The sequence below is a fragment of the Streptosporangium sp. NPDC002721 genome (assembly GCF_042888905.1).
Classification (GTDB): Bacteria; Actinomycetota; Actinomycetes; order Streptosporangiales; family Streptosporangiaceae; genus Streptosporangium.
In genome coordinates, this window is the sequence record NZ_JBIAQI010000023.1 from 51302 (window position 1) to 77090 (window position 25789).

Consider the following 25789-nt stretch of genomic DNA (forward strand, 5'->3'; position numbering starts at 1 on the left):
ACGGCGGATGGCGCCGTACGCCGTGATGATCCTCTTCCGGCCCCCCATGATCGCTCGCTAGCCTGAAGTGGTGAAAATGGGCGTCAACGTACTGAATTTCGGACCCGGTGCCGACCCCGGGGTGCTGCGCGGCTGGGCGCGGACGGTGGAGGGGCTGGGCTTCGACCTGCTCATGGTCTCGGACCACGTCGTAATAACCCCCGACGTCGCCGAGCAGTACCCGCCGCCGTTCTACGAGCCCTTCACCACCCTGTCCTGGCTGGCCGGGATCACCGACGGGATCGGGCTCGGCACCACGGTGCTCATCGTGCCGTACCGCCACCCGCTGCTCGTCGCCCGGATGGCCGCCAACCTCAACCGGCTCAGCGGCGGGCGGCTCGTCCTCGGCGTGGGCGTCGGCTGGGCGCGGCAGGAGTTCGAGGCGCTCGGGGTGCCGTTCGAGCGGCGCGGGGCGCTGACCGACGGCCATCTCCGGGCGATGCGCGCCGCCTGGGAGGACGAGGCGGACTACCGGGCCGGGCGGATACCGATCTGGGTCGGCGGCAACGGCGACGCCGGCCTGCGCAGGGCGGTGCGCCTCGGCGAGGCGTGGCACCCGCTGCGCCTCACCCTCGGCCGGATGCGCGAGGGGCTGGACCGGCTGAAGGTCCTCGCGGACGAGGAAGGGCGGCCGGTGCCCGCTTTCGCGCCCCGCATCGCCCTGCGGCTCACCGAATCCCCCATCACGGCCCCCGGGCGGCTCGCCGGCGAGGGCACGATCGACCAGGTCCTCGACGACCTGGGACAGCTGCGCCTGCTCGGTGCCGACACCGTCGTGCTCGATCCGTTCAACGGTGACCCGCGTGAGACGGGCCGTCCCGAGGTGGCCTGGCAGGCGCTCGCGACCGTGGCCGCCCGCTGGGATCTGCGCGACCATCGACCACGAACGGAACGATCATGACGAACGACGACGAGAAGCACCTCCGCCGGGCCATCGAGCTCGCCGCCGGGGCCCGAGCCGCCGGAGAGGCCCCGTTCGGGTCGCTGCTGGTGGGGCCCGAGGGCACCGTCCTGGCCGAGGACCACAACACGGTCCTCGGCGACGGCGACATCAGTGCCCACCCGGAGCTGAAACTGGCCAGGTGGGCGGCCCGCGAGCTCGACCCCGGCACCGCGGCGGCCACGACCATGTACACCAGCTGCCAGCCCTGTCCCATGTGCGCGGGCGCCATCGAACGGTCCGGCCTCGGCCGCGTCGTGTTCGCGCTCTCCAACGAGCAGCTCGCGAGCCTCAAGCCGGGGGGCGGCTGGCCGCACGTTCCCCAGGAGGGACCCGCGCTGTTCGACGAGGCGCGCGTCCCCCTGGAGGGTTACTACACCTGATCTCCGGCGGACTCGGTCGCCGTCGTGACCGGCGGGTTCCCGGAGAGGAACGAGCCGAGCAGCTCCGCCGTCAGCTCGGGCACCTCCTCGGGGACGTAGTGGCCGCTGGGTACCGCCCGGCCGCGCACGTCGTCCGCGTACCGCCGCCAGATGTCCAGGACGTCGTAGTTGCGCCCGACGAAGCCGCGCTCGCCCCACAGGGCGAGCACGGGGCAGGTCACGCGCCGGCCCGCGTCGGCGTCGGCTTCGTCGTGGCGCAGATCGACGCTCGCGGCGGCCCGGTAGTCCTCGCAGGAGGCGTGGACGGCCGCCGGATCGGAGAAGCAGCGGACGTACTCCTCCTGGGCCGCCGGGTCGAACGGGGCGTCGCCGTGCTGGACCTTCATGTGGGCGCGGAGCCAGTAGCCGGGATCGGCGCCGATCATGCGCTCGGGGACGCCGCCGCCCGTGGCGAGGAAGAACCAGTGGTAGTAGCCGAGCGCGAACGTGGCGTCGGCGTGCCGGAACGCGTGGCGGGTGGGCACGATGTCCAGCACGGCCAGCCTGGTCACGGCCCGGGGCTCGTCCAGGGCCAGGCGGTGGCCGACCCGCGCCCCCCGGTCGTGGCCGGCCACCGCGAAGCGGTCGAAGCCGAGCGAGCGCATGACCAGCAGCTGGTCGTGCGCCATCACCCGCTTGGAGTAGGGGCCGTGGTCCGGCGCCGAGGGAGGCTTGTCGCTGTCGCCGTACCCCCGCAGGTCGGTGAGGACCACGGTGTGCTCGCGGGCGAGCACGGGCGCCACCCGGTGCCAGATGAGATGTGTCTGCGGGTAGCCGTGCAGCAGCAGCACCGGCGGGCCGTCGCCCGAGACGTAGGTGTTGATGCGCACGCCGTCGGCGTCGACCAGGTGGCGGGCGAACGAGGCGGGCAGGGGAATGCTCACGATGGTGTCTCCGATGGGCGCGACGGGTCTGCGGGATCGGATGGTCGGATTCGCGGGGGGCGGCCGGTCGCCTCACGGCCTCGGCCCGCCCCTGCCTGGATACCGGAACCCGGTGGCGCTGTCACCCGGGACACTCCGTGGCCTCGTCCATGGCTTCCTCCCCGACCGGATTACTCAATGAAAGCCGGATTTATCACTTATAGAGCCAGATATCTCATAAGGCGACTGTTTGAAAAGGTCCGGTCGTGATGGAGGTGTACTCGTCGCGTCCGGCTCACCGGTGATCGCGACGGCCGGAGGCCGCGTGGGCGACGCCGTCCCCCGGCCCGTGGCCGCCGGTCCAGACCCGGCTGAGCCGGAGGACGCTCATGCCGAACATCAGCACGCCCAGGGGCACGTGCAGCGTCTTCACGTGCGCGAGGCCCAGCGCCACCTGCGCCAGCGTGAGCCCCAGGAACCCGGCCGCGTACAGGATCGGCCTGGGCGAGCCGCCGCCGGGCCGCCACACCAGGACCGCGGCGACCAGGTGCAGCACCGCCACGGTGAACACCGTGTACGCCGAGGCGCTGTGCCACGCCTGCCCGTCGGGCGAGGACAGCAGCAGCCCCGCGGTGACCGGCGCCGCGAAGAGGGCCAGGGTCTGCAGGGTGATCGCGACACGCAACAACACGGGTGACTCCTTTCTACCGCCGCTGCCCGGCCGTCCACGGCCGGAGCTTCTCGGGGTTGCGCACGGCCCAGATGTGCCTGATCCGGTCGCCCGCGACGTCGAACGCCATCACCGTGACGGTGACGCCGTCCTGCTGGGCCACCAGGCCGGGCCGGCCGTTGACCGTACGCTCCAGGATCGTCAGGCCGGGCGCCCTGGTGACGATGTCGACGGCGTAGCGCATGATCTGCTCGGCGCCTTCGATCGGGCGGAGCACGGCGCTGACCAGGCCGCCGCCGTCGGCGATCACGGTGGCGCCGGGGTCGAGGAGGCCGACGAGGGCGTCGATGTCCTTGGCCTCCCACGCCTGCTTGAAGGCTCTGACGAGGTGGGCCTGCCGGGCCGCCGGGGTCGCGGGAGCCTGCGCGTCGCGGATACGGCGGCGGGCCGAGGAGGCCAGCTGGCGACAGGCCGCCGGCGTACGGCCGACGATCTCGGCCACCTCCGCGAAGGAGTGGCAGAAGACGTCGTGCAGGATGAACGCCACGCGCTCGGCCGGGGTCATCGCGTCGAGCACGACGAGAAAGGCCATGTTGACCGACTCGTCCAGGGTGATCCGGTCGGCGGGGTCGGACGGTTCGGCCGCGGTGCCGCCCGGCCGCCCGCCGACCCACTCCGTACGGTCGGGCAGCGGCTCGGGGATCCACTCGCCCACGTAGCTCTCGCGCCGGGCCCGTGCCGAGCCGAGCAGGTCGAGGCAGATGCGGCTGGCGACGGTCGTCAGCCAGCCGCCGGGCGACTCGACGGCCTCCCGCCGCTGCCGGGACATGGCGTACCAGCGGGTGTAGGTCTCCTGCACGACGTCCTCGGCGTCGGCCAGGGAGCCGAGGAGCCGGTAGGAGAGGTTGATCAGCTGGCGCCGCTCGCTCATGATCGCGCTCAGGCCCGGATCGAGCCGGCCGTCTCCTTGTTCGGATGGGGTGGTCACGGTGTCGCCGGCTCCCTCGGTCGCGTCTGCTCTCACCGGTCCGACGACACAACCCCCCGGAATGTCAGGCGGGCGCGTCGCCTCACATTCTCGGCGGTCGCGTCGTCGGACCGGTGAGACACCGTCCGCCGAACCCCGCCACACCGCTGGGATCCAGAGATCCAGAGATCCAGAGATCCAGAGATCCGGAAGGGAACACCCCGCCATGTCCACACCCATGACGACCAGCCAGGACAACCTCCGGTCGCGCCTGCCCGACCCTCTCCAGTTCTTCCCCGAGATGTTGAGGATCGCCGGAGCCATGTCCAAGGCCACTTCGAACGGTTCGATCCCGCGGACCACCGTCAGCCTGGTGCAGCTTCGCGCCGGGCAGATCGTCGGCAGCACCTACCACACCGTCCGGCAGACCGGCGACCTGCGCGAGGCCGGGGAGACGGAGGAGCGCATCACCGCCGTGGCGTCATGGCGGGACGCCCCCTACTTCAACGACGCCGAACGGGCCGCGCTGGAGCTCGTGGAGGCCGTACTCACCCCGAACCCGTCGGGGGAGCGTGTCCCAGACGAGCCGTACGCCAGGGCGTCCGCCCACTACGACGACAGGGCGCTCTGGACGCTCACCCTGGCGATCGGCCAGATCTGCTTCTTCATCCCCGTCGCCCTCATCGGCAAGCCGATCCCCGGCAGGGCCCCCGGGGAGAACTACAGCAGGTGACACCCCGGCGGTCCTCCGCGGCCCGGTCGTGCCGCCGAGGGCCGTCGCGGTGAACCCGCCACCGGTCGGAGCCGGAGGTTGGCGAGAGGGGACTACCAGTGGGCCGGCCGGGTGAGTGACGGCGGCAGCGTGGTCCGGGCGTCACCCTTCGCCGCGTCCAGCTGGGACTGGATCAGGAAGATGCTCCCGGTGAGGTCGGCGCCCGACAGGTCGGCACCCCTGAGGTCGGCTCCGATGAGGTCGGCCGTCCTCAGGTCGGCGCCCCTGAGGTCGGCCCCGATGAGATAGGCCCCCCTCAGATTGGCGCCCCTGAGGTCGGCGCCCCTCAGCCTGGCCCCGATGAGGTCGGCCCCCCTGCGGTCCTTCCTCCCGCGCCCGGCCCCGGCGCGCACGAGCTCGCTCGTACGCAGCAGCAGGGCGTTGACCTCGCGCCGGTGTGCCGCCACGTCCAGCCGTACGAGAGCGTCGGGGGTGTCGCGGGTGAGGCGTTCGGTCCTCTCCAGGGCGAGAGCGAGATCGTCGCGGATGGGAAGGGCCTGCGGCAACGCCAGCGCCTCGGTCAGGTACCAGAGCAGCTCGTGGAGATCCCGCATGATCGGGAACACCTCGAACATCCGCTTCGCGGTCAGGGGGGCCCGCCGCCAGTCCTGCCCGCCGAAGGTGACCTGGGAGACCTTCTGCCCGGCGCCGAAGCAGTCGTAGACGGTGCAGCCCCGGAAGCCCTTGTCCCTGAGGCGGGTGTGAATGCCGCAGCGGAAGTCCGTCCGCAGGTTGGGGCAGGCCTGCCCGGCCTTCTTGTCGATCGCGAAGTCCGACGAGGCCGAGAAGGCGGGGACGACGCAGCACAGCGCGAAGCAGCTCTCACAGTCGGCTCGCAGATCGGCGCGCTCTCCCCCGGGCGAGGGAAGCGCGTGTTCGCGTCTCTCGGACAATGCGCGGGATCTCCTGTACGGGGGACGGCGACGCCGTTCACAGCCGCCGGAGAACGGCTGTGAACAGCTTGTTCACCGATGAACCCTAGTCGACCCCGCCCGTGCCGTCACCACGGAAGGGGCCGGGCGGCGGGTGGGGGGCGGGCATGGTCCCGACGACGACGGTGGCGTCCAGCTCCTCGGAACGGACCACCCGTGGGATCAACCCGTTACGGGCGAAGGCCTCCGCGGTCTGTGACGCCTGGCGCTCGCTCGTCTCGATCAGCAGGTGACCGCCCGGTGCCAGCCACAGCGCCGCCGAGGCGGTCACCCGCCGCTGGATCTCAAGCCCGTCCGCGCCGCCGTCGAGCGCCACCCGCGGTTCGTGCACGCGGGCCTCCGGGGGCAGCAGCCCGATCGCCCCGGTGGGCACGTAGGGCGCGTTGGCGGTCAGGATGTCGACGCGGCCCCGCAGCCCGGCGGGCAGCGGGTCGTAGAGATCGCCCTCGTACACCAGGCCGTCGCCGGCGGCGATGTTGCGCCGGGCGCAGCGCACCGCGGCGGGGTCGATGTCGACGGAGTGCAGCTCGACCCGCACCTCGGTCCGGTCCAGGGCCGCGACCAGCGCGGCGCCCACCGCGCCGGAACCGCAGCACAGATCGACGACGATCCGGGGCCGATCGTGGACCTGGCCGGCGGAGCCGGCGAGCCTTTCCTGGCCGAGGGGGCGAGGAGGGCCGGGGGGAGTGGGTGGAGTGGGGGGAGTGGGGGGAACGGCGGCCAGACGGGTGCGGCCGGCGGGCCCGGCGGTCCGGTGGGCGAGGGCGACGGCCTGGTGGACGAGGAACTCGGTGCGACGACGGGGGACGAAGACCCCGGTGTCCACCGCCACCCGAAGCCCGCAGAAGTCGGCCCAGCCGAGAACGTGTTCGAGGGGAAGGCCGGAGACCCGCCGATCCAGCATGGCGGCGAGGTCGGACGGCGTCCGCGCGGCGGAGATGATCAATTGCGCCTCGTCCTCGGCGAAGACACAACCGGCGGCCCGAAGCCTGGTGACGATGACATGGATGGCGGGAGGGAGAAGAGATGACGGTAAAGCCGACATTGGAGCCTTTCGGGATGCCGCTGGGGCTCCCTCGGCCACCTAGGTCGGCAGGACCGCGCGGCCGTGAGATGGGAGCACCCGACCTGACACAGCGGTAATGGGGCTCACCTCCTCGATCACGTCCGTTGCTGGAGGGCAACACTACCCGAGCCGATCCCCGGTGCGAACACGTTTATGACAAGCCAGAACAGCGAGGACGATTCAAGCGCGGCCTTCGAGCGAGGGAGGCGGCACCTCCGGTCGCCGACGGCCCGGACCGGGCCGGACCGGGCCGGGCCGGTCCGGTCCGGGCCGGACCGGGTCGGTCGACGGCCCCGACCGGCCCCGCTGACGGACCGGACCGGTTCCGTCGACGGACCAGGCCGAGCCCGCTGATAGACCGGGCCGGTTCCGCCGATCGGTCGGGCAGGCCGACTTCACCGCCACGCCCGCCACGCCCGCCACGTCCGCCACGACCGCCGTCCTGGAGACGGGGGCTCAGGGAGACTCGGGGCGCTCCACGCGAGGGATCCGCCTCAGCAGGTAGGTGTCCATGATCCAGCCCTTGCGCTCGCGGGCCTCGGCGCGGACGTCGCGGATCCGGCCGGCGACCTCCGCGACCGGCCCGGCAACCAGGATCTCGTCGGGAGTGCCGAGGTAGGCGCCCCAGTAGATCTCGAAGTCGGCGGTGTCGGGCAGGGAGGTGAAGGCGTGGCGGGCGTCGAGCATGACGACGATGTCGTCGGACTCTCCGGGCCCCTCCTCGGACAGGCGGCGGCCCGTGGTGATGTGCAGGGGCCGCGCGACCTGGGTCAGGCTGGTGCGGTGCCGGGCGGCCAGCGCCGACACGCTGCTGACACCCGGCACGACGTCGTACTCGAACCGGACCGTGCCCCGGTCGAGGACCTCCTCGACGATGGCCAGCGTGCTGTCGTAGAGGGAGGGGTCGCCCCAGACGAGGAACGCGCCGGTCTCGTCGTCGCCGAGTTCGTCGCGGACGAGCCGCTCGTAGATGTCGGCCCGGCGCGACCGCCAGTCCTCCACCGCGCCCGCGTACGCGGGGGTGGTCCGGTCGCGGTCGGGGTCGCGGGCCTCGACCAGCCGGTACGAGGCGCGGGCGTGCGTGTCGATGAGGTCCTGCCGGAGCTGGACGAGGTCGTGCTTGACCTCTCCCTTGTCGAGGATGAAGAACACGTCGGCCGCGGCGATGGCCTTGACCGCCTGGAGGGTGAGGTGGTCGGGATTTCCCGCGCCGATACCGATGATGAGGATTCGCTTCACGCGGGAAAGTCTGCCCCTTGCGCGAAAGGGACGCCGCGCCGGGCCGGACCTCGACGCCCATCCCCGGTGAGCACGCCGGAAACGCGGGCCACCACCTCGCCCGATCGGATCGCGGGCGGGTTCCCGGCGGGGGCGATGAAACGCGCCCCGGCCTCGACCGCACGACCGGTCCCCGGCGGGCGCGGTGAAAGGTGGCCAGGACCCGACCGAACGACCGGTCCCCGGCGGGGACGGTGAAACGCGACCCGGACCCGGCCACACGACCGGTTCCCGGCGGGGGCGGTGAAAACGTGAGGTATGACCGCGTCCTGGTCTAGTCTCGCGATCGTGACGATCAAGAACTCGCACTGCTCCTTCTGCGGCGCGGCCTTCGCCCCCGGCCGGCCCTGGCCGCGTACCTGCTCCGGCTGCGGGAACACCTCCTACCTCAACCCGTTGCCGGTCGCGGTGATGGTGTTGCCGGTGGACGACGGCCTGCTGGTGGTCCGTCGTGACGTCGAACCGCACCGGGGCGGGCTCGCCCTGCCCGGAGGCTTCGTCGACGTGGGCGAGTCCTGGCAGCAGGCGGCCGTACGGGAGCTCCGTGAGGAGACGGGCGTCGTCGTCGACGTGGACGGCGTGCGGCTCCTCGACGTGCTCAGCGCTCCCGACGGCACCGTGCTGGTCTTCGCCCTGGGACCGCGGACCGGCGCGGCGGACCTGCCTCCGGTGGTGCCGACGGCCGAGACGACGGAGTGGCTGCTGATCGACGGGCCGCGAGAGCTGGCGTTCCCATTGCACACCCGGATCGTGGCGGACTACTTCGCCGGGAAGTGAGCACGCCGTTCGCCCGCGGCCCCGGACCGGTCTCCGGCCCCGGTGGGGAGGCCCGATACGACCGCCAAGATTTCCCACGGTTCGTTTAGCGCGGGCGCGACGGGTAGAAGGCGGGTGCCATACCTTCGCTGACGAGGAGAGACGCCATGACGGATAACGTGTGGAGCTACCGCCCCGAGGCCTACAGTGGCGAGCAGACGCTGGACCTCGTGGGGTTCGACGTGGAGGCCACCGACGGCAAGATCGGTTCGGTGGACGAGGAGAGCAACGCGGTGGGCGACAGCTACATCGTCGTCGACACCGGTTTCTGGATTTTCGGCAAGAAGGTGGTGCTGCCGGCCGGTACGGTGCACCAGATCGACCCGCAGGAGCGCAAGGTGTACGTCTCGCGCACCAAGCAGGAGATCAAGGATGCGCCGGAGTTCGACGAGGCGACCTACAAGGAGCCCGACTACCGTGACAAGCTGGGCGGCTACTACGGCCCCGGCACGCTGTAACCGTTGATCGTCAACGAGCCCCTCCCCGCACGGGGAGGGGCTCGTTCGTCGTGTGAACGGGCTACGGTCAGTCCTGGCCGAGCCAGAGGTCGGGCCCGAACACCTCGTAGTGGATGTCGGCGGCGGGCACCCCGCGCCGGAGCAGCTCGGTGCGCACCCCGCGCATGAACGGTAGCGGCCCGCACAGGTAGGCGACCAGGGGGTCGGGAAGGTCGATCCTGGCCAGGTCGACCTGGCCCAGGTTCGGCGCGGGCCGGCAGGAGCAGTCGCCCATGTCCTCGTACCACCGGTGCAGGGTGGCGCCGGGCAGGGTGTCGACCAGGCGGCCGAGCTCGTCCCGGTGGGCGTGGTCGGCGGGGCTGCGGTCGGCGTGGACGACGGTGACCTGGCGGGCGGAGCCGTTCGTCGCGAGGTGCTCGACCATCGACAGGATGGGGGTGGCGCCGATTCCCGCCGAGGCCAGGAGCAGCGGCGGGCCGTCGGTGGGCAGGGTCAGGTCGCCGAACGGCGCGGAGATCGTCAGCACGTCCCCGGGCTGGACGTTGGCGTGCAGCCAGTTGGAGACCTCCCCCTCCGGGGTGGCGCCGCCGCGCACCCGTTTGACGGTGATCCGCAGGTCGTCGCGCTCGGGGGCGCACGACAGGCTGTACTGCCGGATCTGCCGCGCGCCGTCGGGCAGGGTGACCGCGACGCTGACGTACTGGCCGGGCTTGAAGGGCAGGGGGATCGACGGCCGCAGGGTGAAGGAGACCGCGTCCGGGGTCTCGCTCCGCCGGTCGAGCACGGTGGCCCGCAGCCAGCCCTCACCGGGGGAGGCGCGGTGGAGTTCCGCCTCCAGGGCGATGAGCGCGTTCGCCATCAGCCAGTAGACCTCGTCCCAGGCCGCCACGACCTCGGGGGTGGCGGCGTCGCCGAGGGTCTCGGCGATGGCGGCGAAGAGGTAGTGGTGAACCAACTCGTACTGCTCGGGGGTGATGCCGAGCGAGGCGTGCTTGTTGGCGATCCTGGCGAGCATCGCGTCCGGCCGGTCGTCGGGGCGCTGCACCAGGATGGTGGCGAAGGCGGCGATCGACCCGGCGAGCGCGCTCTGCTGCTCGCCGTTGGCCTGGTTGCCGCGGTTGAACAGCTCCCGCAGCAGCTCGGGGTGGTCGGTGAACATCATCTCGTAGAAGCGTGCGGAGATGTCCTGGATGGCGCCCCCGACCGCCGGCAGGGTTGCACGGACGATCACGGCCGAATCTGGGGAAAGCACGGGTCCTCCAACTACTAGATGATCTTCACGTCAGGCGGACAGACGCATCTAAATCCTGATTAAACGGGATTTGCTCCCGTCGACCTATTTATACAAGCACATTTTGTGTAAACTCAAGTTCGTGGCATGTGAGATAGGGCTCCCTCGTGCGGACCCGGGGGACCGGGTGTCCGTGCGGGAACGCCCGGCCGGCCGCGTCTACGATGGCGGCCGGAGTCTTCGCGTCCATCCGGACGAGCGCGTCGCGGCACTGCCGCAGGGGAGGTGAGCCGCCATGGCCGAGTCGAGGAAGCCGCGCGGGACCGGTGACGTCGCGGGCGGTGACGTCGCGGGCGGTGCGCCGTCCGCACGGGCCGCCGAACGCCTCGCGCCGCCGCCGGCCGGTCGCCGGCGGCTCGTCCTGACGATGCTCCGCGAGTCCGGGGGGCCGCTGGGCGTGATCGAGATCGCCGAGCGGCTCGACGTCCACCCCAACACGGTGCGGTTCCATCTCGACGCCCTGGTCGACGCCGGTCAGATCGAGCGGGTTCACGCGGCACCTGCCGGTCCCGGCAGGCCGCCGCTGGTCTTCCGGGCGCGGCCGGGGATGGATCTCGCCGGGCCGCGCAACTACCGCGTGCTGGCCGAGATCCTGGCCGGCAGTCTGGCCACGGGCCCGGATCCCGCGGCCAGGGCGACCGAGGCCGGACGGGCGTGGGGCGACGCCCTGGCGGCCGGCCGCCCGGCTCCGGAGGCCGCCCCCACGCGGGAGGAGGCGGTACGCGAGCTGGTGGGCCTGCTCGACGACATCGGGTTCGCCCCGGAGGAGCGATCGGCGGGTGGCGACGAGCAGACCGGGCAGCCTGGGCAGACCGGGCAGATCGGGCTGCGGCACTGCCCGTTCCTCGAACTCGTCAAGACCCAGGGCAAGGTGATCTGCCCGCTGCACCTCGGGCTCATGCAGGGGACGATGTCCGCACTGGGCTCCCCGGTGACCGTGGACCGGCTCGAACCGTTCGCCGAGCCGGATCTCTGCCTGGCGCACCTCGCGGCGGTCCGTAAGGAGCCGTAAGGATCCGTAAGGAGCCGTGATCGGCCGGAAGGCGGGCGCCCCGCGAGAGGAACCCTCACAAGAGGAACCCCCACGAGGGCGGAGCCTCGCGGGGGAGAACCTCAGGAACCCAGGAACCCAGAAGCCCAAGAACCTCGGGAACCCGGGAACCTTGAGGAAGGACCTCGAAACGGTTCCGGAGCGCGGCCGGAGGCCGGGTCAGGGATAGCTGACCAGGTTGGCCTCGTTGGTGCCGGAGTTGGACGGTCCGCCCGTCGTGTTGATGATGTTGCGGATCGTGCCGACGCCGCCGAGCGAGACCGTCACCATGTTGTGGAACCGGACGCCCGGCGTGTTCGGCGCCTCGAACGCGCGGGCCGCCACGACGCCCGGGTTGACGTTGAAGTAGCAGTAGCTGCCCAGGCCCCACGCCTCGTGCGTGGTGACCGTGTCGGCCACCTTGTACGCGGCGTAGCCCTGCGTGCTCCCGTTCATCCAGGCGGCCTGGTTGGGCGGGTCGTAGGGCATCTCGTTCTGGTAGAAGTACGTCCGGCCGCCGTTGCCGTTCCAGACGGTCTGATGCTGCTGGTAGTGCTCGACGAACAGGCCGTACATCGTGACGTCGTCGCCGTTGACGGTGAGCCCGTTGGCGGCGGTGTTGACGTTCCACCCGACGCCATGGCTGTGGTCGCCCCGCCAGATCCACAGGTGGTCGCCGATCACGTTGTCGCTGTTGACGACGAGGCTCTGGGTGGCCCTGCCGACGGCGGCGCCGCCGACCCGGAAGTACACGTCGTGCAGCGACGTCGGGTTGGCGGCGTGGCTCGCCGACGATCCCGCGGGGCCGACCTGCATCAGCATGGCCGAGTTGGTCGGGCCCGCGTCGATCAGCAGCCCGGCCACCTTGACGCCGTCCACGTCGGCGACGGTCATCGCGGTCACGCCGTTGTCGGGGATCAGTGTGGCCAGGCCCAGACCGAGCACGACGGTGTTGGCGCGGGTCACCCTGATCGTGTCGTTGAGGTGGTAGACGGCGGGGGTGAACAGCAGGTTCAGCCCTTGCGCGAGCGCCGCGTTGATGTCGGCCGCGGTGTGGCCGGGCTTGACGACGAAGAACTGGCTGATCGGGATCGAGGAGCCCGCCGGGTTGCCACCGGCCCACGTGGTGCCGGTGGAGTTGGTCCGCAGCGCCGGCACGAACACCTGGTAGGCGCCGGCCTGGTCGACGTACAGGAACGGCTTCTCCCGAACGGCCGGCGTGGTCGCCACCCTGGTGTACGGCGGGTCGGGGAAGTTGCCCGCGGGCGGGTTGTCGACGCCCACGAACACCATGTTCCAGTTGGAGCCGGTCCAGCTGCTCCACTCGGCGTTGCGCGAGAGCCACTGCTGCTGCGAGCCCGACCTCACCTGGCCGTCGATCTTCGAGTCGGCGATGAAGCCGCCGCTCGACCAGCCGCCGTCGTCGAGCTGCAGGTTGCCGCGCAGGTGCATCCGCCGGTACGAGGCGGCCTGCGAGACCGCCCAGCGGTCGGTGCCCGACGGCGGGTTGACCGACAGGTTCTCGGCGCCGCGCCAGAAGTTGTGGGTCGCGTTGCCCTGGAACCAGTCGGCCTCGACGTGCACGCCGCCGTTGATGGTGACGCTGTCGGGGGACAGGCCGAGACCGGCGATCTGCGTGTAGAAGCCGATGTTGGCGTCCACCGAGTACGAGCCGGGCTTGAACAGCAGGGCGAAGCGGTTGCCGCCGAACTGGTTGGTCTGCTGCTGGCTGAAGACCGAGTTGAGCCTGGCCTGGATGGTCGCGGTGGGCGTCGAGGGGTCGAAGACGCTCACGTTCGGGCCGAGGTCGGGGTTGTTCCCGGTCGGCGGCGGGCTGCCCAGGCTGAAGGACTGGGCGGTCGTGCCGTTGCACGTGTACTGCTGGAGCTGCACGCTGTCCCCGATCGAGGCGCCCGGCACGTCGAGGCACTTGCCGCTGTGCCGGTTGACGAAGTGGTAGAAGCCGCCGGCCTCCTCCACGGCCTGCCACTGCTGGTTGTTGCCGCCGGAGTAGGACCAGAGCTGGACGGGGGCGCTGTCGGCGGTGGAGACGTTCGTGACGTCCCACGCCTGGGCGGCGTTGTTGCCGTTGTTGACCCGGTGGTATCCGCCGCTGGTCGGCTGGAACTGCCAGAGCTGGGCGGTCGAGCCGTTGCACGCGTACTGCTGGACGACGGTGCCGTTGGCGGTCGCGGCGGCGCGAGCGTCCACGCACTTGCCGCTGTTGCGGCTGATCACGGTGGTGAGCCCGGCCGGTGGGGCGGCCTGCGCCGTGCCGGCCGGCACCACCAGGAACGCCGCGACCACGGCCAGCGCCATGAGGAAGTGCCTCATCCGGTCCTCCTGGAATCCTGCCGTGACGCGGGTGGCGCCCCGGTTAACTTCACTTCTTAAATTAACTGGGATCAAACACGGCGGGCAGAATGCTTGTCAATAGGAAAGTTTACGAACAGTAGTGGCGCGGAGGTCGTGGCTCCCTCAGGGAGGGCCTGTTTTCCCGAGGGGCGTCGCCTCCGGGGAGCCCCGCCACGCGGCCCGGTGCAGGCGGGCGCTGAGCGTCCGCAGGTGCTCCACCAGCTCGGGCGGCTCGTGGACCTCGAACTCGAAGCCGAACGCGGCCACCCAGACCGCGAGATGGTCGAGGCTGTCGGAACCGATGCGCAGGACGCAGGTGTCGTCGTCCACGGGTTCCACCACGCCGAGGGTGGAGGGGACCTCGTCGGTCACCGCCCCGGCCGAGCCGTGCATGGTGAGCACGGCCCGGTAGCGGTGGCGGTCGGTGGTCATGCCCCTGGCGAAATACCCGGCCAGGTCGTCGGAGGGGAGCGGCCTCGGCGCGAAGCGGGGACCGGTCGGGACGCGCGGGGACAACCGGTCGACGCGGAACCTGCGCCAGTCCGACCTCTCGGTGTCCCAGGCGAAGAGGTACCAGCGCCGCCCGCCGTTGACCAGGCGGTAGGGCTCCACGTCCCGCACGCTCTCCGAGCCGTCGTGGGAGACGTAGTCGAAGCGCAGCCGCCGGTGGTCGCGCACCGCTGAGGCGATCTCGGTCAGCGTCGAGGGATCGACGGTGGGGCCCGCCGCCGGCACGGTCACCATGGCCGCACTCAGCGTGCCGACCCGGTAGCGCAATCGCGGGGGCAGCACCTGGTCCAGCTTGGCCAGCGCCCGCACGGAGGTCTCGGCGATGCCGGTGACCGCGCCCGCGGTCGCCGTCCGCAGCCCGACCGCCACCGCGACCGCCTCCTCGTCGTCGAGCAGCAGCGGGGGCAGCGAGGCGCCCGCGGCCAGCTGGTAGCCGCCGCCGACACCGCCCGTCGCGTTGATCGGGTATCCCAGGAGCCGCAGCTTGTCGATGTCGCGGCGCACGGTCCGCGGGCTCACCTCCAGCCGCCCGGCCAGTTCCGTACCCGACCAGTCCCGATGGGCCTGCAGCAACGCCAGCAGGCGGAGCAGCCGAGCCGAGGTCTCCAACATGAGGCGGATTTTTCCATCGATCGCGGACAGGAGCTGACCGCGAATCCTCCTAACGTCTCCGCCATGACCACAGAAAATCCGATGACCGTTCTCGTGACCGGTGCCACCGGCACCGTCGGCCGCCCCCTCGTCGAGCGGCTGCTGGCCGCGGGACACCGGGTTCGCGCCCTCACCCGTAACCCGGCGAAGGCGAATCTCCCCGAGGGCGCCGAGGTGGTCGCGGGCAACCTGGCCGACACCGCGAGCCTGCCCGAGGCCTTCACCGGCGTCGACGCCGCACACCTGATCGGCTTCGGCGGCGACGACTTCGCGCCGCTGACCAACGGCGCCGAGATCGTGGACCTGGCGAGGAAGGCCGGGGTGCGCAGGGTGACGGTGCTCAGGGGGGATGTGACGAAGGGCCCGCTGGAGGAGGCCGTCGAGGCCGGTGGCCTGGAGTGGACCCACCTGTCACCGGTGGAGTTCATGTCCAACACCCTGGAGTGGGCGGAGTCCGTACGGGAGGAGGGCGTCGTCCGCGAGGCGTTCGCCGAGGCCAGGAGCGCGATGATCCACGAGGCGGACATCGCCGCGGTCGCGGCGGTCGCGCTCACCTCCGACGGCCACGCCGGCCAGGACTACTGGCTGACCGGCCCGCAGGCGCTGACCCCGCCGGAGAAGGTACGCGTGATCGGCACCGTCCTGGGCCGCGAGGTGCGCTACGTCGAGCTCACAAGGGACGAGGTCGTCGCGGAGTGGCGCCGGACCGGCTACTCCGACGAGGACGTCGAGTTCTTCCTGACCATGCGGACCAACCCGCCCGAGGCGGGCTACACCGTCCTGCCCACCGTGGAGAAGGTCACCGGAAGACCGGCGAGGACCTTCGCGGAGTGGGTACGGGAGAACGCCGCCGCCTTCGGCGCCTGACGGCGGGCACCCTCGAACGACTGAACGACTGAACGCGAGCAGGTGGAAGGACACCGTGGAAACCCTCAGCCGGCGAGGCCTCAACCGGGCGACCCTGGAGCGGCAACTGCTGCTGCGCCGGGCGGACCTGCCCGCGCTCACCGTGGTCGAGCGCCTCGTCGGCCTGCAGGCCCAGGACCCCGACCCGCCGTACGTCGGGCTGTGGAGCCGGATCGACGCCTTCGGGATCGACGATCTGACCCGGTTGCTGTACCGGCGGGAGGTGGTGCGCGCGACGCTGTTCCGGGGAACCCAGCACCTGGTCGCCGCCGAGGACTACCTGTGGCTCCGGCCGCTGCTGCAGCCGATGCTGGACCGCTGGCAGAAGGGCGGGTTCGGCAGGTTCACCGCCGGGCTGGACCTCGGGGAGCTCGCCGCCGCCGCGCGGGCGGTCCTCGGCGAGGACACGCTGACCAGGCCCGAACTCGGCAGGGCGCTGGCCGGACGGTGGCCGGGACGCGACCCCGTCGCGCTGGCCAGGTCGGCGCAGGGCCTGTTGCCGGTGGTGCACCCGCCCCCCGACGGGACCTGGGGACGGCGGGGCACGACCCCCTTCGCCCTCGCCGAGCACTGGCTCGGCCGGCCGCTCGCGACCGAGCCCTCGGTGCGGGAGCTGGTCGTGCGATACCTCGCCGCCTTCGGCCCGGCCACGGTCAGGGACGTCCAGGCGTGGAGCGGCATGACCCGGCTGGGGGAGGTGGTCGAATCGCTCAGGCCCCGGTTGCGCGTGTTCGGGAACGAGGACGGGCGGGAGCTGTTCGACCTCCCCGAGGCGCCGCGCCCGGACCCCGGCGTACCGGCTCCCGTCCGCTTCCTGGCCGCGCTCGACAACGTGGTGCTCGCCCACGCCGACCGGACCCGCGTGGTGTCCGACGACCGGCGCGGGCACGTCATCGTCGAGGCGGCGGTGACCGTCGACGGTTTCGTCCACGGGCTCTGGAACATCGAACGGGACCGGCGCGCGAACACGGCGACGCTGGTGGTCAAGCTCTTCGAACCCCTGCCGGGGCGGGACGAGGCCGCCGTGACCGAGGAGGGCGCGAGCCTGCTGCGCTTCGCGGCCCCGGACGCCGAGGGCCACGACATCCGGTTCCGCCCCGTCGGCGACCCCTCCTGACCCGGCCGGGGAAGGTGGGACTCGCGGAAGGCCGGCCGAACGACATCACGCGGCGGCCGGCCCGGAACGGGCCGGCATGGTTACCGCAGGTCTGTCCGATCATTCATCCTGGCCAAAGAGCATAAAATATAGCTCGACATCAATCGATATATATGGGCATCGCGACGAACACCATCCCGGGGAAACTCCCGCAGGACCCGGACCGGTAACGTCCCGCCGATCCGGGTGTTCTCCACCGCGGCGGTCATGGCGTGTCTCGGACGCCCTCAATGGCGGGGTCGAGTGAAATTTCGGCCGGATCGAGGCCGAGGTCATGACGGACAACGGCATGTCGAATATCCTCACCCTCTGTGGACGGATCGTCACGGAGCTCGGACCTGGCCGTCAATGGCATATCGAAACCCACCAATTCCGTATAGAATTGGATAATTCGGGTCTTGGCCTCCCAGTGCCCGAGGGGGGCATGATGATGAGGTGGGTTTCTCCATAATGGTCCCGGTGAATCTCTCATTTGTGTCTGGTGGTGCCACTGTCATTGGCGAAGCTCAAATGAACGCGCATGGTGCCATCCGCTTGAGAGGCCCGTCGAACACGGTGATCGCCGGCGATAGGCGTGTATTCCATAGGGTTTCTCCGGTCGAAGGCGACGGGTCGGAACTGTCCACGCACAGGGACGTTCTCGCCGTCGCTTTCGCACGCGTTGCCCATATCCGACTTCGACTGGAGCGAGATGCTTACGATCGGCGCGGAAGAGGAGCTGTTCGTCGTGGACCGCGACACGATGGCGCCGCTGTCCAACGGCCTGGCCGGCTTCGGCGCACTGCTGAACGGCCGGCCCGCCGGTGATGTCGGGGGCTACGACACGGAGTTCCAGGCCGCCGTCGTGGAGACTCGCACGGGGATATGCGATTCACCGCGCGACCTGCACTCGGAGCTGGTCGCGCTTCGCCGCGAACTGGCCGACGCGGCCGACGCCGAAGGGGCGGCCGTCGTGTGCGCGGGCACCCTTCCCGTCGGTGACTGGCGTGCGGTGGAGGTCGTCCCGAAACCGCGCTACCACCAGATCGCGGACCATTACCACGACGTGGTCAAGCGGCGGTTCACCTGCGGATACCACGTCCACGTCGGGGTCGACGGCCGAGACCGCGCGGTGCATGTCCTGAACCGTGTCGCGCCCTGGCTGCCGACGCTCCTGGCCGTCTCCGCCAGCTCCCCCTTCTTCGCCTCGCGCCCCACCGGCTACGCGAGCTACCGGCACACGTTGTGGGGAGGCTTTCCCGTCGCGGGCCCCGCACCTCGCTTCGAGTCCTACGACGAGTACCGCCGATACGCCGAAACGCTCATCTCCACCGGGATCATCCTCGACGCCGGGCACATCTACTGGGACGCCCGCCTGGGGACACGTTTCGAGACCGTCGAATTCCGGATCATGGACGCCTGTCCGAGCGTCGACGACGCGGTGCTCGTGGCCACCCTGTGCCGGGCCCTGGTGCTGACCGTGCTCCGCGAGATCGAACACGGCGCGCCCGAAGTGCCGGTGGACCAGCCTCTTCTCCGGGCGGCGACATGGCACGCGGCGCGCTGGGGTCTCGACAGGGAGCTCGTCGACGTCAGGGCGAAGGAGGCGGTGCCCGCCCCGACGATGATCGAGCGCTTTCTCCGGTACGTCCGCGACGCCCTCAAGGACACGAAGGACTTCGACACGGTGAACGACCTGATGAAGCGGGTGCGGCGATCCGGAAACTCCACCATGTGGCAGAGGGCGGCACTTCTGCGCGGCGGAAGCATGCGTGACGTCACGCGGCGACTGGTATCCCTGACGAAGTCCGGCGACGTCACCGTGTCATGAGCTGATCACCCCCGCTCGCGACGCGTGGCCACGCGTGCTGACGATAGCGACCTCCGCCACGTAACCGTCGGCCGATCCGGCCGTCATGCGTTCCCCCCGGCCCGTGGAGGCTTGTCCGGCTTCGGAGCGCGGGGATACGCTCCATCCTGTTTAAGGACGATATTTGTCTATAAATTGTGCCTGTTCACATCATCCTTCGTGGACGACCAGGACGATCATCTGCCCGGGGCGGTGACGGACCCCATCCCCGAATCCGCTGGAGCGTGAAGATGACCTTCGAGGGCCTCGATCCCCGTACGCCGGTGCTCGTGGGCGTCGGACAGTCGTCCGAGCGGATCGGCGAGCCCGGCTACCGGCGCCTGTCGCCCGTCGAGCTCGCGGCGGCGGCGGTCCGCGAGGCCCTCGCCGACACCGGCGCGGACGGCGCGGCGGTCGCCTCCACCGTCGACACCGTGGCGGGGGTACGCCAGTTCGAGATCTCCGCGCCCGGTGTCCCCTCGCCGCTGGGCAGGTCCACCAACTACCCCCGCTCCGTCGCCGGCCGGGTGGGGACGAACCCCGGCCGGGCGATCCTGGAGGTGGCCGGCGGGCAGGGGCCCCAGCACCTGGTCAACGAGCTCGCCGCGACGATCGCGGCCGGATCCTCGCGGGTGGCCCTCGTCTTCGGGTCCGAGGCCATCTCGACGGTGCTGCACCTGGCCGGGGCCGAGGACAGGCCCGATTTCGGGGAGACCGTCGAGGGCGACCTGGAGGACCGGGGCTACGGGCTGGAAGGCATGGCCTCCCGGTTCCTGGCCGCGCACGGGCTCGCGGGCGCGCCGGGCCAGTACGCGCTGCTAGAAAACGCGCGCCGGGCCCGCCTCGGGCAGACCAGGCAGGAGTACGCGGCCGGGATGGGGGCGCTGTTCGCCCCCTTCACCAGGGTCGCCGCCGCCAACCCGCACGCCGCCGCCCCCGTCGAGCGCGGCCCCGCCGAGCTGGTCACCCCGGCCGAGGGCAACCGGTTCATCGCCGAGCCCTACACCCGCTATCTCGTCGCGCGCGAGAAGGTCAACCAGGGGGCGGCCGTCCTGCTGATGTCCGTGGCCGCCGCCAGGGGGCTCGGCGTCCCCGTGGAGAAGTGGGTGTTCCTGCACGGCCACGCCGACCTGCGCGAGCGCGACCTGCTGGACCGGGCCGACCTCGGCAGGGGACCGGCCTCCGTCATGGCCGCCGGACACGCCCTGGACCTGGCCGGTATCGGGGTGGAGGACCTGCACGCCATCGACCTGTACAGCTGTTTCCCGATCGCCGTCTCCAACATCTGCGACGGCCTCGGACTGGCCGCCGACGACCCGCGCGGCCTGACGGTCACCGGCGGCCTGCCCTTCTTCGGCGGAGCGGGCAACAACTACTCGACGCACGCGATAGCCGAGATCGTCCAGCGGCTCCGCGCCAGGCCCGGCTCGTACGGCATGGTGGGGGCCAACGGCGGGATGCTGAGCAAGTACTCGGTCGGCGTCTACTCGACCACCCCCGCCGGGTGGCGCCAGGACCGCGGCGCCGAGCTGCAGGCCGAGATCGACGCCTGGCCCGCCGTCCCGCAGGCCGTCCAGGCCGACGGGTGGGGCACGATCGAGACCTACACCGTCAGGCACCGGCGGGCCGGAACCCGCTTCGGCATCGTGGTCGGGCGGCTGGAGGCCGACGGTCGCCGCTTCCTGGCGACGACCGCCGACGGTGACGAGGAGACGGTCGCCCTGCTCTGCGACGGCGAGCCCGTCGGCCGGCGTGTCCACGTCCGCTCCCTCGACGGCGGCAACCGGGTGACCACCGGCGACGCAGGGACGGACGGCTGACACCGGACACGGCCGACGCCCCCGCGCGTCCGCCGGAGCGCGGCCGTCATCGGGGGAGTCCCGGGTCCGTGGGTCCGTGGAGTGGGCACGGGGGTGATCGGGGGAGTCCCGCATCCGTGGGTTCGGGGAGTGGACGCGGGGGTGATCAGGGGAGTCCCGCATCCGCAGGGCCGGGGAGCGGGCGCGGGGGTGATCGTGAAGCGGTCGCGCTAGGCTGGGAAAGATGGATCCCGTCAGAATGCCGGGGTCCCGCGGCGGTGGGGCCCGCCGTGCCCAACCGCGGCACCCGCTGCCGCCAACGGTCCCTACCCGTGACAGGTCGTGCCCGCGCAGCCATGCCGGGCGCCCCCACGTGTAGGGAGAGGCATGCGTCCGAACCAGGCGAGGTTCACGGTGGCGACCGAGCCCATCGACCCCGACGTCGACTCTGACGCCGATCCGTCGGATCCGTCGGATCCGTCGGATCCGTCGGATCCGTCGGATCCGTCCAAGCTGCCCGGTGCTCGCGGGCGCGGCGGGGCGCGCCGCTCCCGCCACGGTGTCCTGGCGGTGATCGCCGCCGGTGGCGCGATCGGCACGGGTGCCCGCTACGGCGCCGCCCTGCTGTGGCCGACCGAGGCGGGCGCCTTCCCGTGGACCACGCTGGCGGTCAACGCGGCCGGTTGCCTGCTCATCGGTGTCCTCCTGGTCGTGCTCACCGAGGCGCGGGCCGCGCCGGCCTGGGTACGGCCGTTCCTGGCCACCGGCGTGCTGGGTGGTTTCACGACCTTCTCCACCTACTGCGCGGACATCGAGCGCCTGATCTCCGGCGGCCAGTCCGGTCCGGCGCTCGGCTACCTGGCGGGAACGCTCCTCGCGGCGCTGGCCGCGGTGGCGACGGGCGCCTGGACCACCCGCCGGCTCCTGGCGAGAACGACAAGAACGGCGAGGGGATGGGGGCGGGGATGACAAAGGGGATAAAGGGGATGTCCGGAACAGTGAGGGCGAGGAGTGCGAGGAGGAGAGCGCGATGATTCCAGCCGGACGGGCGCTGCGGTTGACGATCTTCGTCGACGACACCGACACCTGGCACCACCGGCCCCTGTACACCGAGATCGTGCACCGTGCCCATGCCGCTGGGCTGGCCGGGGCGTCGGTCTTCCACGGCCTTGAGGGGTTCGGCACCAGTTCGATAGTGCACACCACCCGGCTGCTGTCGATGGCCGACGACCTGCCGGTGGCCATCACGATCGTCGACACCGAGGAGCGGATCCGCGCCTTCCTTCCGCGGCTGGACGATCTCCTCACCGAGGGGCTCGCCATCCTGGACGAGGTCGAGGTCGTACGCCACCGGGGTGGGAGGGCGACGTGAGCGGGCCGCAGAGCTGGCTGCCGGTGCTGCTCGGCGGTGCCGTCGGGGCACCGCTGCGCTATCTGACCGACCGGGCCGTGCAGGCCCGCCACGACACGGTCCTCCCCTGGGGAACCTTCACCGTCAACGTGGTCGGCTCGCTGATCCTGGGCGTCCTGACCGGGGCGGCGCTGTCCGGCGCGGTGGGCACGGACGTGCGGCTGCTGCTCGGCACCGGGTTCTGCGGGGCGCTGACCACGTACTCGACGTTCTCCTACGAGACGCTGCGGCTGGCCGAGACCGGTGCGATCCTCTTCGCGGTGGCCAACGTCGTCGGCTCGATCGTCGCCGGCCTGGGGGCGGTGTTCCTCGGTCTCGCCCTCGCCCAGGCGATCTTCACGTGATCTCATTCGACGGAGGTCCGGGAGGCGTCCGGCGCCGGAAGGCGGGGAGGGCCGGGTGACGTGTCCCGGGCCCAGCGGGTGAACCTGGCATTCCGGGCCCGCCGCGCCTGGGCCGGGTGTGTGGATGCTGCCACCACGTGTCCACCATGTCCGCTGTGCCCGAGGCCGTGTCGGCGTGACGCGTGTCAGGTGTCCTGCCGGGCGGGCCGGTCGTCGTCGAAGGGGCGGGCCATCTCGTCGAGGACGCCGTCCATGATCTCGCTCAGCGGGCGGGACTCGTGCTCGTCGCTCCATATGTGCGTGGCGACGCGTAGCGCGACCAGGAAGGCCGCGGCCATCACCTGGGGTCGCGGGCCGGGGCCGCCGTCGCCGCGGTCGGCGATGACCTGGGCGAGCTCGCGTTCGAGGCTGGCGTGGTTGGCCAGCTGCCTGGCCAGGAGCGAGGGGTGCCTCTTGGCGAGCTTGGCGCGGACCGCCCACTGCTTGTCCGGCCCGCCCATCTCGCAGTAGAAGTCGATGACGGACCCGTGCAGTGCCCGCCAGGCCGATTCCTCCGCGGGGCGGGTGCGGATCCGCTCGACCAGGAGGCGGATGCGCTGCTCGTCGCCGTAGAGGACGGCGTCCTCCTTGCTGTCGAAGTAGTTGGAGAAGGTCCGCCGCGAGATGTTGGCGGCGTCGGCGATGGCCTCGACGGTGACGTTTTCCAGGCCGTGCTCGGTGGTCAGCCGCAGGGCGGCCTCGTGGACCGCCAGCCGCGTCTCGGCCTTCTTGCGCTCGCGCAAACCCGCTGTGATCTCCATGGCATGGACAGCTTACCCGGATAACTATGCCCAGTGCGCAAACTTTCTCAGTGGGCATGTATCTTGTCTCAGTCTGTTCTGAATATCCGTATTGGAGGCTGTGCGTGAGCACACAAGCGGTCGCGCCACCCGGCGCTGAACCGATGACCCATCGCGAGATCCTTGAAGCACTGAGTGGTCTGCTCCTCGCGCTGTTCGTGGCGATGATCAGTGCCACGATCGTGTCGGTGGCGCTGCCGCAGATCATCGGCGCGCTCGACGGCACCCAGTCCCAGTACACCTGGGTGGTCACCGCGTCGCTGCTCGCCGCGACCGCGTCCACCCCGGTCTGGGGCAAGCTGGCCGACCTGTTCAGCAAGAAAGTGCTCATCCAGATATCCATCGTCATCTTCATGCTGAGCTCGCTGGCCTGCGGATTCGCGCAGAACACCGGCCAGCTCATCGCCTTCCGCGCCATCCAGGGCCTCGGCATGGGAGCCTTGCAGGTCCTGGTGCAGGTCATCATCGCCGCGATGATCAGCCCCAAGGAACGGGGACGCTACAACGGCTACCTCGGCGCCGTGATGGCCGTGGCCACCGTGGCGGGCCCGCTCCTCGGCGGCCTGATCGCCGACACCTCGTGGCTGGGCTGGCGCTGGTGCTTCTTCATCGCCGTGCCGTTCACGGTCGTCGCCTTCGCGCTGCTGCACAAGACGCTCCACGTGGTCACGGTCCGGCGGCCGGAGGCCAAGGTCGACTACGCGGGCGCCACGCTGATCGCCGCGGGTGTGAGCGTCCTGCTCATCTGGATCACCTTCGTCGGCAACTCCTTCGACTGGATCTCCTGGCAGACCGCCGCCATGGTCGGTGGCGGGGTCCTCATCCTCGCCGCCGCCGTACTGGTGGAGTCGCGGGTCAAGGAGCCGGTCGTGCCGCTGCACATCGTCCGCAGGCGTGACCCCGCCCTGGCCATCCTGGCCAGCCTCGCGGTCGGCATGGCGATGTTCGGCGGATCGGTCTTCCTGGGCCAGTACTTCCAGATCGGCCGCGGGTACGGCCCCACCGAGGCGGGCCTGCTCACCATCCCGCTGATGCTCGGCGTGCTGCTGTCCTCGACGGTCTCCGGGACGCTCGTGTCCAGGAGCGGCAAGGTCAAGCCGTACATCGTGGCGGGTGCCGTGGTGCTCACCGTCGGGTTCCTCGGCCTGTCCGTGATCGACCACGAGACCTCGCTGGTGTTCGTGTCGGCCGCGATGCTGCTGGTCGGCATCGGCGTCGGCATGTCCATGCAGAACCTGGTGCTGGTCATCCAGAACGTCGTCCCGCTGCGGGAGCTGGGCGCCGCCAGCGGCGCCATCACCTTCTTCCGCTCGCTGGGCGGCACGATCGGGGTCTCGGTCCTGGGCGCGATCCTGGCCAACAGGGTCGCCACCGGCATCGCCGAGGGCTTCGCGAAGGCGGGCATCCGGCCGTCCGGCTCGGGGGGCAGCACCCTCAACCTCCAAGCGCTGCCCGAGGCCGCGAGGACCGTCGTGCGCGCGGCGTACGGTGACGCCACCGGACACATCTTCCTGGTCTCCGCCGGGATCGCCGCGGTGGGTGTCGTCGCCGCGCTCTTCCTCAAGCCGACCCGGCTCCGTGACAGCCTGGACCTGCCGGACACGCGGGTGAGCGACTCCCTGGTCGACTGACCCGGGGCCCGCGGGCCCCGGGCGCGGGACGGTGCCGCGATCACGGCGGCCTCCCGTGGCCGGTGAAGAACTCCGTGTTCCTCTCGATCCGCGCCGTCATCCCCGTCGTTTCCCGGTCCGATTCCACCTGAGGCGCCCGCGTGCGCCCCAGGATGCGCTCCGGTCACTCGGCGGCCGGGCCATCCTCCGCCCGCGCACCTTCCTCCCGCGCACCCTCCGTCCGGGTGCCTTCCTCTCGCGTGCCCCCGCCCGCTGCTCGGCGTCGGCCGCCCGTGTTGTCCGGGCGCCTTCGGGAACGGTGTCCGGCCGGGTAACGCGCGAGGCCGCGGTGAACCTCCGCCTCTGGTTCACCGCGGCCTCGCCCGTACCGCCGGTCTCCGGTTGTCGCGGACGCTCGCCACTTGACAGCGGGTGGGCGTCCGTCGGTCCGGGATCGAAACGGGATCTTCAGCGATTTTCCCCTAGGGGATGGGGACGAAGGACTTGAACCGCCCGGCGGAGTAGCTGCGAAGGGTGTCCAGGGTCGTGAAAGACCCGGTGCAGTCCGCCGTACCGTAGAACTGGAACCTCGAGAACCCGGCGTCCCAGGCGGCGTGGAGGGTCGCGGTCGCGGGCACCGGGGTGCACCCGGCGGGCGGGGTCGGGTAGTGGGCGACCACGTTCCGTGCCGCGTCGAAGAAGTAGAGGCCCACGGGGTCGGACGAACTCGCCGAGGTGGCGGAAGCCGCCGACGCGGTGGTGCCGAGTCCGAGCACGAGAGTCGTGGCGGTGAGCAGGGCGGAACCGATTGCCGTTGTTTTGCGCACTGAACATCT

At 71.1% G+C, this 25789-nt stretch carries 25 protein-coding genes and 1 pseudogene; 15 read left to right on the top strand and 11 right to left on the bottom strand.

The features are described from left to right. The first annotated feature begins 76 nt into the window (after nucleotides 1-76). Nucleotides 77-940 (top strand): LLM class flavin-dependent oxidoreductase, encoded by an 864-nt coding sequence (locus ACFYWM_RS30300; RefSeq protein WP_389920395.1) that lies wholly within the window; start codon nucleotides 77-79, stop codon nucleotides 938-940. After that, on the top strand, nucleotides 937-1362 hold the full coding sequence (locus ACFYWM_RS30305) for a nucleoside deaminase (protein ID WP_389920398.1): 426 nt from the start codon (nucleotides 937-939) through the stop codon (nucleotides 1360-1362). The genes ACFYWM_RS30300 and ACFYWM_RS30305 overlap by 4 nt, the downstream gene beginning before the upstream one ends. Here the strand turns inward: ACFYWM_RS30305 and ACFYWM_RS30310 are convergent. The 3 genes from ACFYWM_RS30310 to sigJ all read right to left on the bottom strand — a co-directional run bounded on the left by ACFYWM_RS30310 (nucleotide 1353) and on the right by sigJ (nucleotide 3922). Then, a complete protein-coding gene (locus ACFYWM_RS30310) occupies nucleotides 1353-2285 on the bottom strand; it encodes an alpha/beta fold hydrolase (RefSeq protein WP_389920399.1) in 933 nt (310 codons plus the stop codon). The genes ACFYWM_RS30305 and ACFYWM_RS30310 overlap by 10 nt on opposite strands. A 274-nt stretch (nucleotides 2286-2559) precedes the next feature. Continuing rightward, nucleotides 2560-2955: a hypothetical protein gene (locus tag ACFYWM_RS30315; protein WP_389920401.1), complete on the bottom strand. Its 396-nt coding sequence runs from the start codon at nucleotides 2953-2955 to the stop codon at nucleotides 2560-2562. A 13-nt stretch (nucleotides 2956-2968) separates the two neighbouring features. Next, nucleotides 2969-3922: an RNA polymerase sigma factor SigJ gene (gene sigJ, locus ACFYWM_RS30320; RefSeq protein ID WP_389920404.1), complete on the bottom strand. Its 954-nt coding sequence runs from the start codon at nucleotides 3920-3922 to the stop codon at nucleotides 2969-2971. A gap of 205 nt (nucleotides 3923-4127) precedes the next feature. On the opposite strand from sigJ, the gene ACFYWM_RS30325 reads away from it, so the two are divergent. Continuing rightward, the gene (locus ACFYWM_RS30325) at nucleotides 4128-4634 is read left to right on the top strand and encodes a carboxymuconolactone decarboxylase family protein (RefSeq protein WP_389920406.1); all 507 of its coding nucleotides are present in this window, start codon (nucleotides 4128-4130) and stop codon (nucleotides 4632-4634) included. Nucleotides 4635-4726: 92 nt separating this feature from the next. Here the strand turns inward: ACFYWM_RS30325 and ACFYWM_RS30330 are convergent, their stop codons facing one another. The 3 genes from ACFYWM_RS30330 to cobF form a co-directional block, all read right to left on the bottom strand. Further along, entirely contained in the window at nucleotides 4727-5566 is an 840-nt protein-coding gene (locus ACFYWM_RS30330; protein WP_389920409.1) for a pentapeptide repeat-containing protein, read from the bottom strand. Nucleotides 5567-5651: 85 nt separating this feature from the next. Further along, complete coding sequence (locus ACFYWM_RS30335; protein WP_389920411.1) at nucleotides 5652-6650, bottom strand: putative protein N(5)-glutamine methyltransferase; 999 nt, start codon at nucleotides 6648-6650, stop codon at nucleotides 5652-5654. Between the two features lie 477 nt (nucleotides 6651-7127). Continuing rightward, entirely contained in the window at nucleotides 7128-7910 is a 783-nt protein-coding gene (gene cobF, locus ACFYWM_RS30340) for a precorrin-6A synthase (deacetylating) (RefSeq protein WP_389920414.1), read from the bottom strand. Between the two features lie 327 nt (nucleotides 7911-8237). On the opposite strand from cobF, the gene ACFYWM_RS30345 reads away from it, so the two are divergent. Further along, on the top strand, nucleotides 8238-8726 hold the full coding sequence (locus tag ACFYWM_RS30345) for an NUDIX domain-containing protein (protein WP_389920417.1): 489 nt from the start codon (nucleotides 8238-8240) through the stop codon (nucleotides 8724-8726). A 146-nt stretch (nucleotides 8727-8872) separates the two neighbouring features. Then, complete coding sequence (locus ACFYWM_RS30350; protein ID WP_389920419.1) at nucleotides 8873-9223, top strand: PRC-barrel domain-containing protein; 351 nt, start codon at nucleotides 8873-8875, stop codon at nucleotides 9221-9223. Between the two features lie 67 nt (nucleotides 9224-9290). On the opposite strand, the gene ACFYWM_RS30355 is transcribed toward ACFYWM_RS30350, so the two are convergent. Continuing rightward, the gene (locus ACFYWM_RS30355; RefSeq protein WP_389920421.1) at nucleotides 9291-10475 is read right to left on the bottom strand and encodes a globin domain-containing protein; all 1185 of its coding nucleotides are present in this window, start codon (nucleotides 10473-10475) and stop codon (nucleotides 9291-9293) included. 274 nt (nucleotides 10476-10749) lie between these two features. On the opposite strand from ACFYWM_RS30355, the gene ACFYWM_RS30360 reads away from it, so the two are divergent. Beyond that, entirely contained in the window at nucleotides 10750-11526 is a 777-nt protein-coding gene (locus ACFYWM_RS30360; protein ID WP_389920423.1) for a helix-turn-helix transcriptional regulator, read from the top strand. Nucleotides 11527-11724: 198 nt separating this feature from the next. On the opposite strand, the gene ACFYWM_RS30365 is transcribed toward ACFYWM_RS30360, so the two are convergent. After that, nucleotides 11725-13878 (bottom strand): RICIN domain-containing protein, encoded by a 2154-nt coding sequence (locus tag ACFYWM_RS30365; RefSeq protein WP_389920426.1) that lies wholly within the window; start codon nucleotides 13876-13878, stop codon nucleotides 11725-11727. 144 nt (nucleotides 13879-14022) lie between these two features. Next, nucleotides 14023-15021, bottom strand: a complete 999-nt coding sequence (locus tag ACFYWM_RS30370) for a helix-turn-helix transcriptional regulator (RefSeq protein ID WP_389920428.1) — start codon at nucleotides 15019-15021, stop codon at nucleotides 14023-14025. A 63-nt stretch (nucleotides 15022-15084) separates the two neighbouring features. Between ACFYWM_RS30370 and ACFYWM_RS30375 the strand changes: the two genes are divergently transcribed. The 8 genes and pseudogenes from ACFYWM_RS30375 to crcB all read left to right on the top strand — a co-directional run bounded on the left by ACFYWM_RS30375 (nucleotide 15085) and on the right by crcB (nucleotide 22504). Then, nucleotides 15085-15927 (top strand): NAD(P)H-binding protein, encoded by an 843-nt coding sequence (locus ACFYWM_RS30375; protein ID WP_389920431.1) that lies wholly within the window; start codon nucleotides 15085-15087, stop codon nucleotides 15925-15927. A gap of 55 nt (nucleotides 15928-15982) precedes the next feature. Next, entirely contained in the window at nucleotides 15983-17083 is a 1101-nt protein-coding gene (locus tag ACFYWM_RS30380) for a winged helix DNA-binding domain-containing protein (protein ID WP_389920434.1), read from the top strand. 298 nt (nucleotides 17084-17381) lie between these two features. Next, nucleotides 17382-17929 (top strand): annotated as a pseudogene (locus ACFYWM_RS30385) (2OG-Fe dioxygenase family protein). Next, nucleotides 17814-18932 (top strand): glutamate--cysteine ligase, encoded by a 1119-nt coding sequence (locus ACFYWM_RS30390; RefSeq protein WP_389920437.1) that lies wholly within the window; start codon nucleotides 17814-17816, stop codon nucleotides 18930-18932. The pseudogene ACFYWM_RS30385 and the gene ACFYWM_RS30390 overlap by 116 nt, the downstream one beginning before the upstream one ends. 269 nt (nucleotides 18933-19201) lie before the next feature. Next, complete coding sequence (locus ACFYWM_RS30395; protein WP_389920440.1) at nucleotides 19202-20770, top strand: acetyl-CoA acetyltransferase; 1569 nt, start codon at nucleotides 19202-19204, stop codon at nucleotides 20768-20770. Nucleotides 20771-21136: 366 nt separating this feature from the next. Next, nucleotides 21137-21718: a CrcB family protein gene (locus ACFYWM_RS30400; RefSeq protein ID WP_389920443.1), complete on the top strand. Its 582-nt coding sequence runs from the start codon at nucleotides 21137-21139 to the stop codon at nucleotides 21716-21718. Between the two features lie 61 nt (nucleotides 21719-21779). After that, entirely contained in the window at nucleotides 21780-22121 is a 342-nt protein-coding gene (locus ACFYWM_RS30405; RefSeq protein ID WP_389920446.1) for a DUF190 domain-containing protein, read from the top strand. Next, nucleotides 22118-22504, top strand: a complete 387-nt coding sequence (crcB, locus tag ACFYWM_RS30410; RefSeq protein WP_389920450.1) for a fluoride efflux transporter CrcB — start codon at nucleotides 22118-22120, stop codon at nucleotides 22502-22504. Before ACFYWM_RS30405 ends, crcB begins: the two co-directional genes overlap by 4 nt. Nucleotides 22505-22689: 185 nt before the next feature. On the opposite strand, the gene ACFYWM_RS30415 is transcribed toward crcB, so the two are convergent. Continuing rightward, complete coding sequence (locus ACFYWM_RS30415) at nucleotides 22690-23304, bottom strand: TetR/AcrR family transcriptional regulator (protein WP_389920454.1); 615 nt, start codon at nucleotides 23302-23304, stop codon at nucleotides 22690-22692. A gap of 143 nt (nucleotides 23305-23447) precedes the next feature. Between ACFYWM_RS30415 and ACFYWM_RS30420 the strand changes: the two genes are divergently transcribed. Next, nucleotides 23448-24974, top strand: a complete 1527-nt coding sequence (locus ACFYWM_RS30420) for an MDR family MFS transporter (protein ID WP_389920714.1) — start codon at nucleotides 23448-23450, stop codon at nucleotides 24972-24974. Nucleotides 24975-25435: 461 nt separating this feature from the next. Here ACFYWM_RS30420 and ACFYWM_RS30425 read toward each other — a convergent pair whose 3' ends face one another. Beyond that, nucleotides 25436-25780 carry a hypothetical protein gene (locus ACFYWM_RS30425; protein ID WP_389920457.1) on the bottom strand — a complete coding sequence of 115 codons (345 nt, stop codon included), beginning with the start codon at nucleotides 25778-25780 and terminating at the stop codon, nucleotides 25436-25438. Nucleotides 25781-25789 lie beyond the last annotated feature (9 nt).

Excerpts from the sequence above, each read along its gene's own strand:
- ACFYWM_RS30300 (WP_389920395.1), top strand. The coding sequence starts at position 77 with ATGGGCGTCAACGTACTGAATTTCGGACCCGGTGCCGACCCCGGGGTG.
- ACFYWM_RS30305 (WP_389920398.1), top strand. The coding sequence starts at position 937 with ATGACGAACGACGACGAGAAGCACCTCCGCCGGGCCATCGAGCTCGCC.
- ACFYWM_RS30325 (WP_389920406.1), top strand. The coding sequence starts at position 4,128 with ATGTCCACACCCATGACGACCAGCCAGGACAACCTCCGGTCGCGCCTG.
- ACFYWM_RS30335 (WP_389920411.1), bottom strand. The coding sequence starts at position 6,650 with ATGTCGGCTTTACCGTCATCTCTTCTCCCTCCCGCCATCCATGTCATC.
- ACFYWM_RS30350 (WP_389920419.1), top strand. The coding sequence starts at position 8,873 with ATGACGGATAACGTGTGGAGCTACCGCCCCGAGGCCTACAGTGGCGAG.
- ACFYWM_RS30360 (WP_389920423.1), top strand. The coding sequence starts at position 10,750 with ATGGCCGAGTCGAGGAAGCCGCGCGGGACCGGTGACGTCGCGGGCGGT.
- ACFYWM_RS30365 (WP_389920426.1), bottom strand. The coding sequence starts at position 13,878 with ATGAGGCACTTCCTCATGGCGCTGGCCGTGGTCGCGGCGTTCCTGGTG.
- ACFYWM_RS30370 (WP_389920428.1), bottom strand. The coding sequence starts at position 15,021 with ATGTTGGAGACCTCGGCTCGGCTGCTCCGCCTGCTGGCGTTGCTGCAG.
- ACFYWM_RS30375 (WP_389920431.1), top strand. The coding sequence starts at position 15,085 with ATGACCACAGAAAATCCGATGACCGTTCTCGTGACCGGTGCCACCGGC.
- ACFYWM_RS30390 (WP_389920437.1), top strand. The coding sequence starts at position 17,814 with ATGCTTACGATCGGCGCGGAAGAGGAGCTGTTCGTCGTGGACCGCGAC.
- ACFYWM_RS30395 (WP_389920440.1), top strand. The coding sequence starts at position 19,202 with ATGACCTTCGAGGGCCTCGATCCCCGTACGCCGGTGCTCGTGGGCGTC.
- ACFYWM_RS30400 (WP_389920443.1), top strand. The coding sequence starts at position 21,137 with ATGCGTCCGAACCAGGCGAGGTTCACGGTGGCGACCGAGCCCATCGAC.
- ACFYWM_RS30405 (WP_389920446.1), top strand. The coding sequence starts at position 21,780 with ATGATTCCAGCCGGACGGGCGCTGCGGTTGACGATCTTCGTCGACGAC.
- ACFYWM_RS30415 (WP_389920454.1), bottom strand. The coding sequence starts at position 23,304 with ATGGAGATCACAGCGGGTTTGCGCGAGCGCAAGAAGGCCGAGACGCGG.
- ACFYWM_RS30420 (WP_389920714.1), top strand. The coding sequence starts at position 23,448 with ATGACCCATCGCGAGATCCTTGAAGCACTGAGTGGTCTGCTCCTCGCG.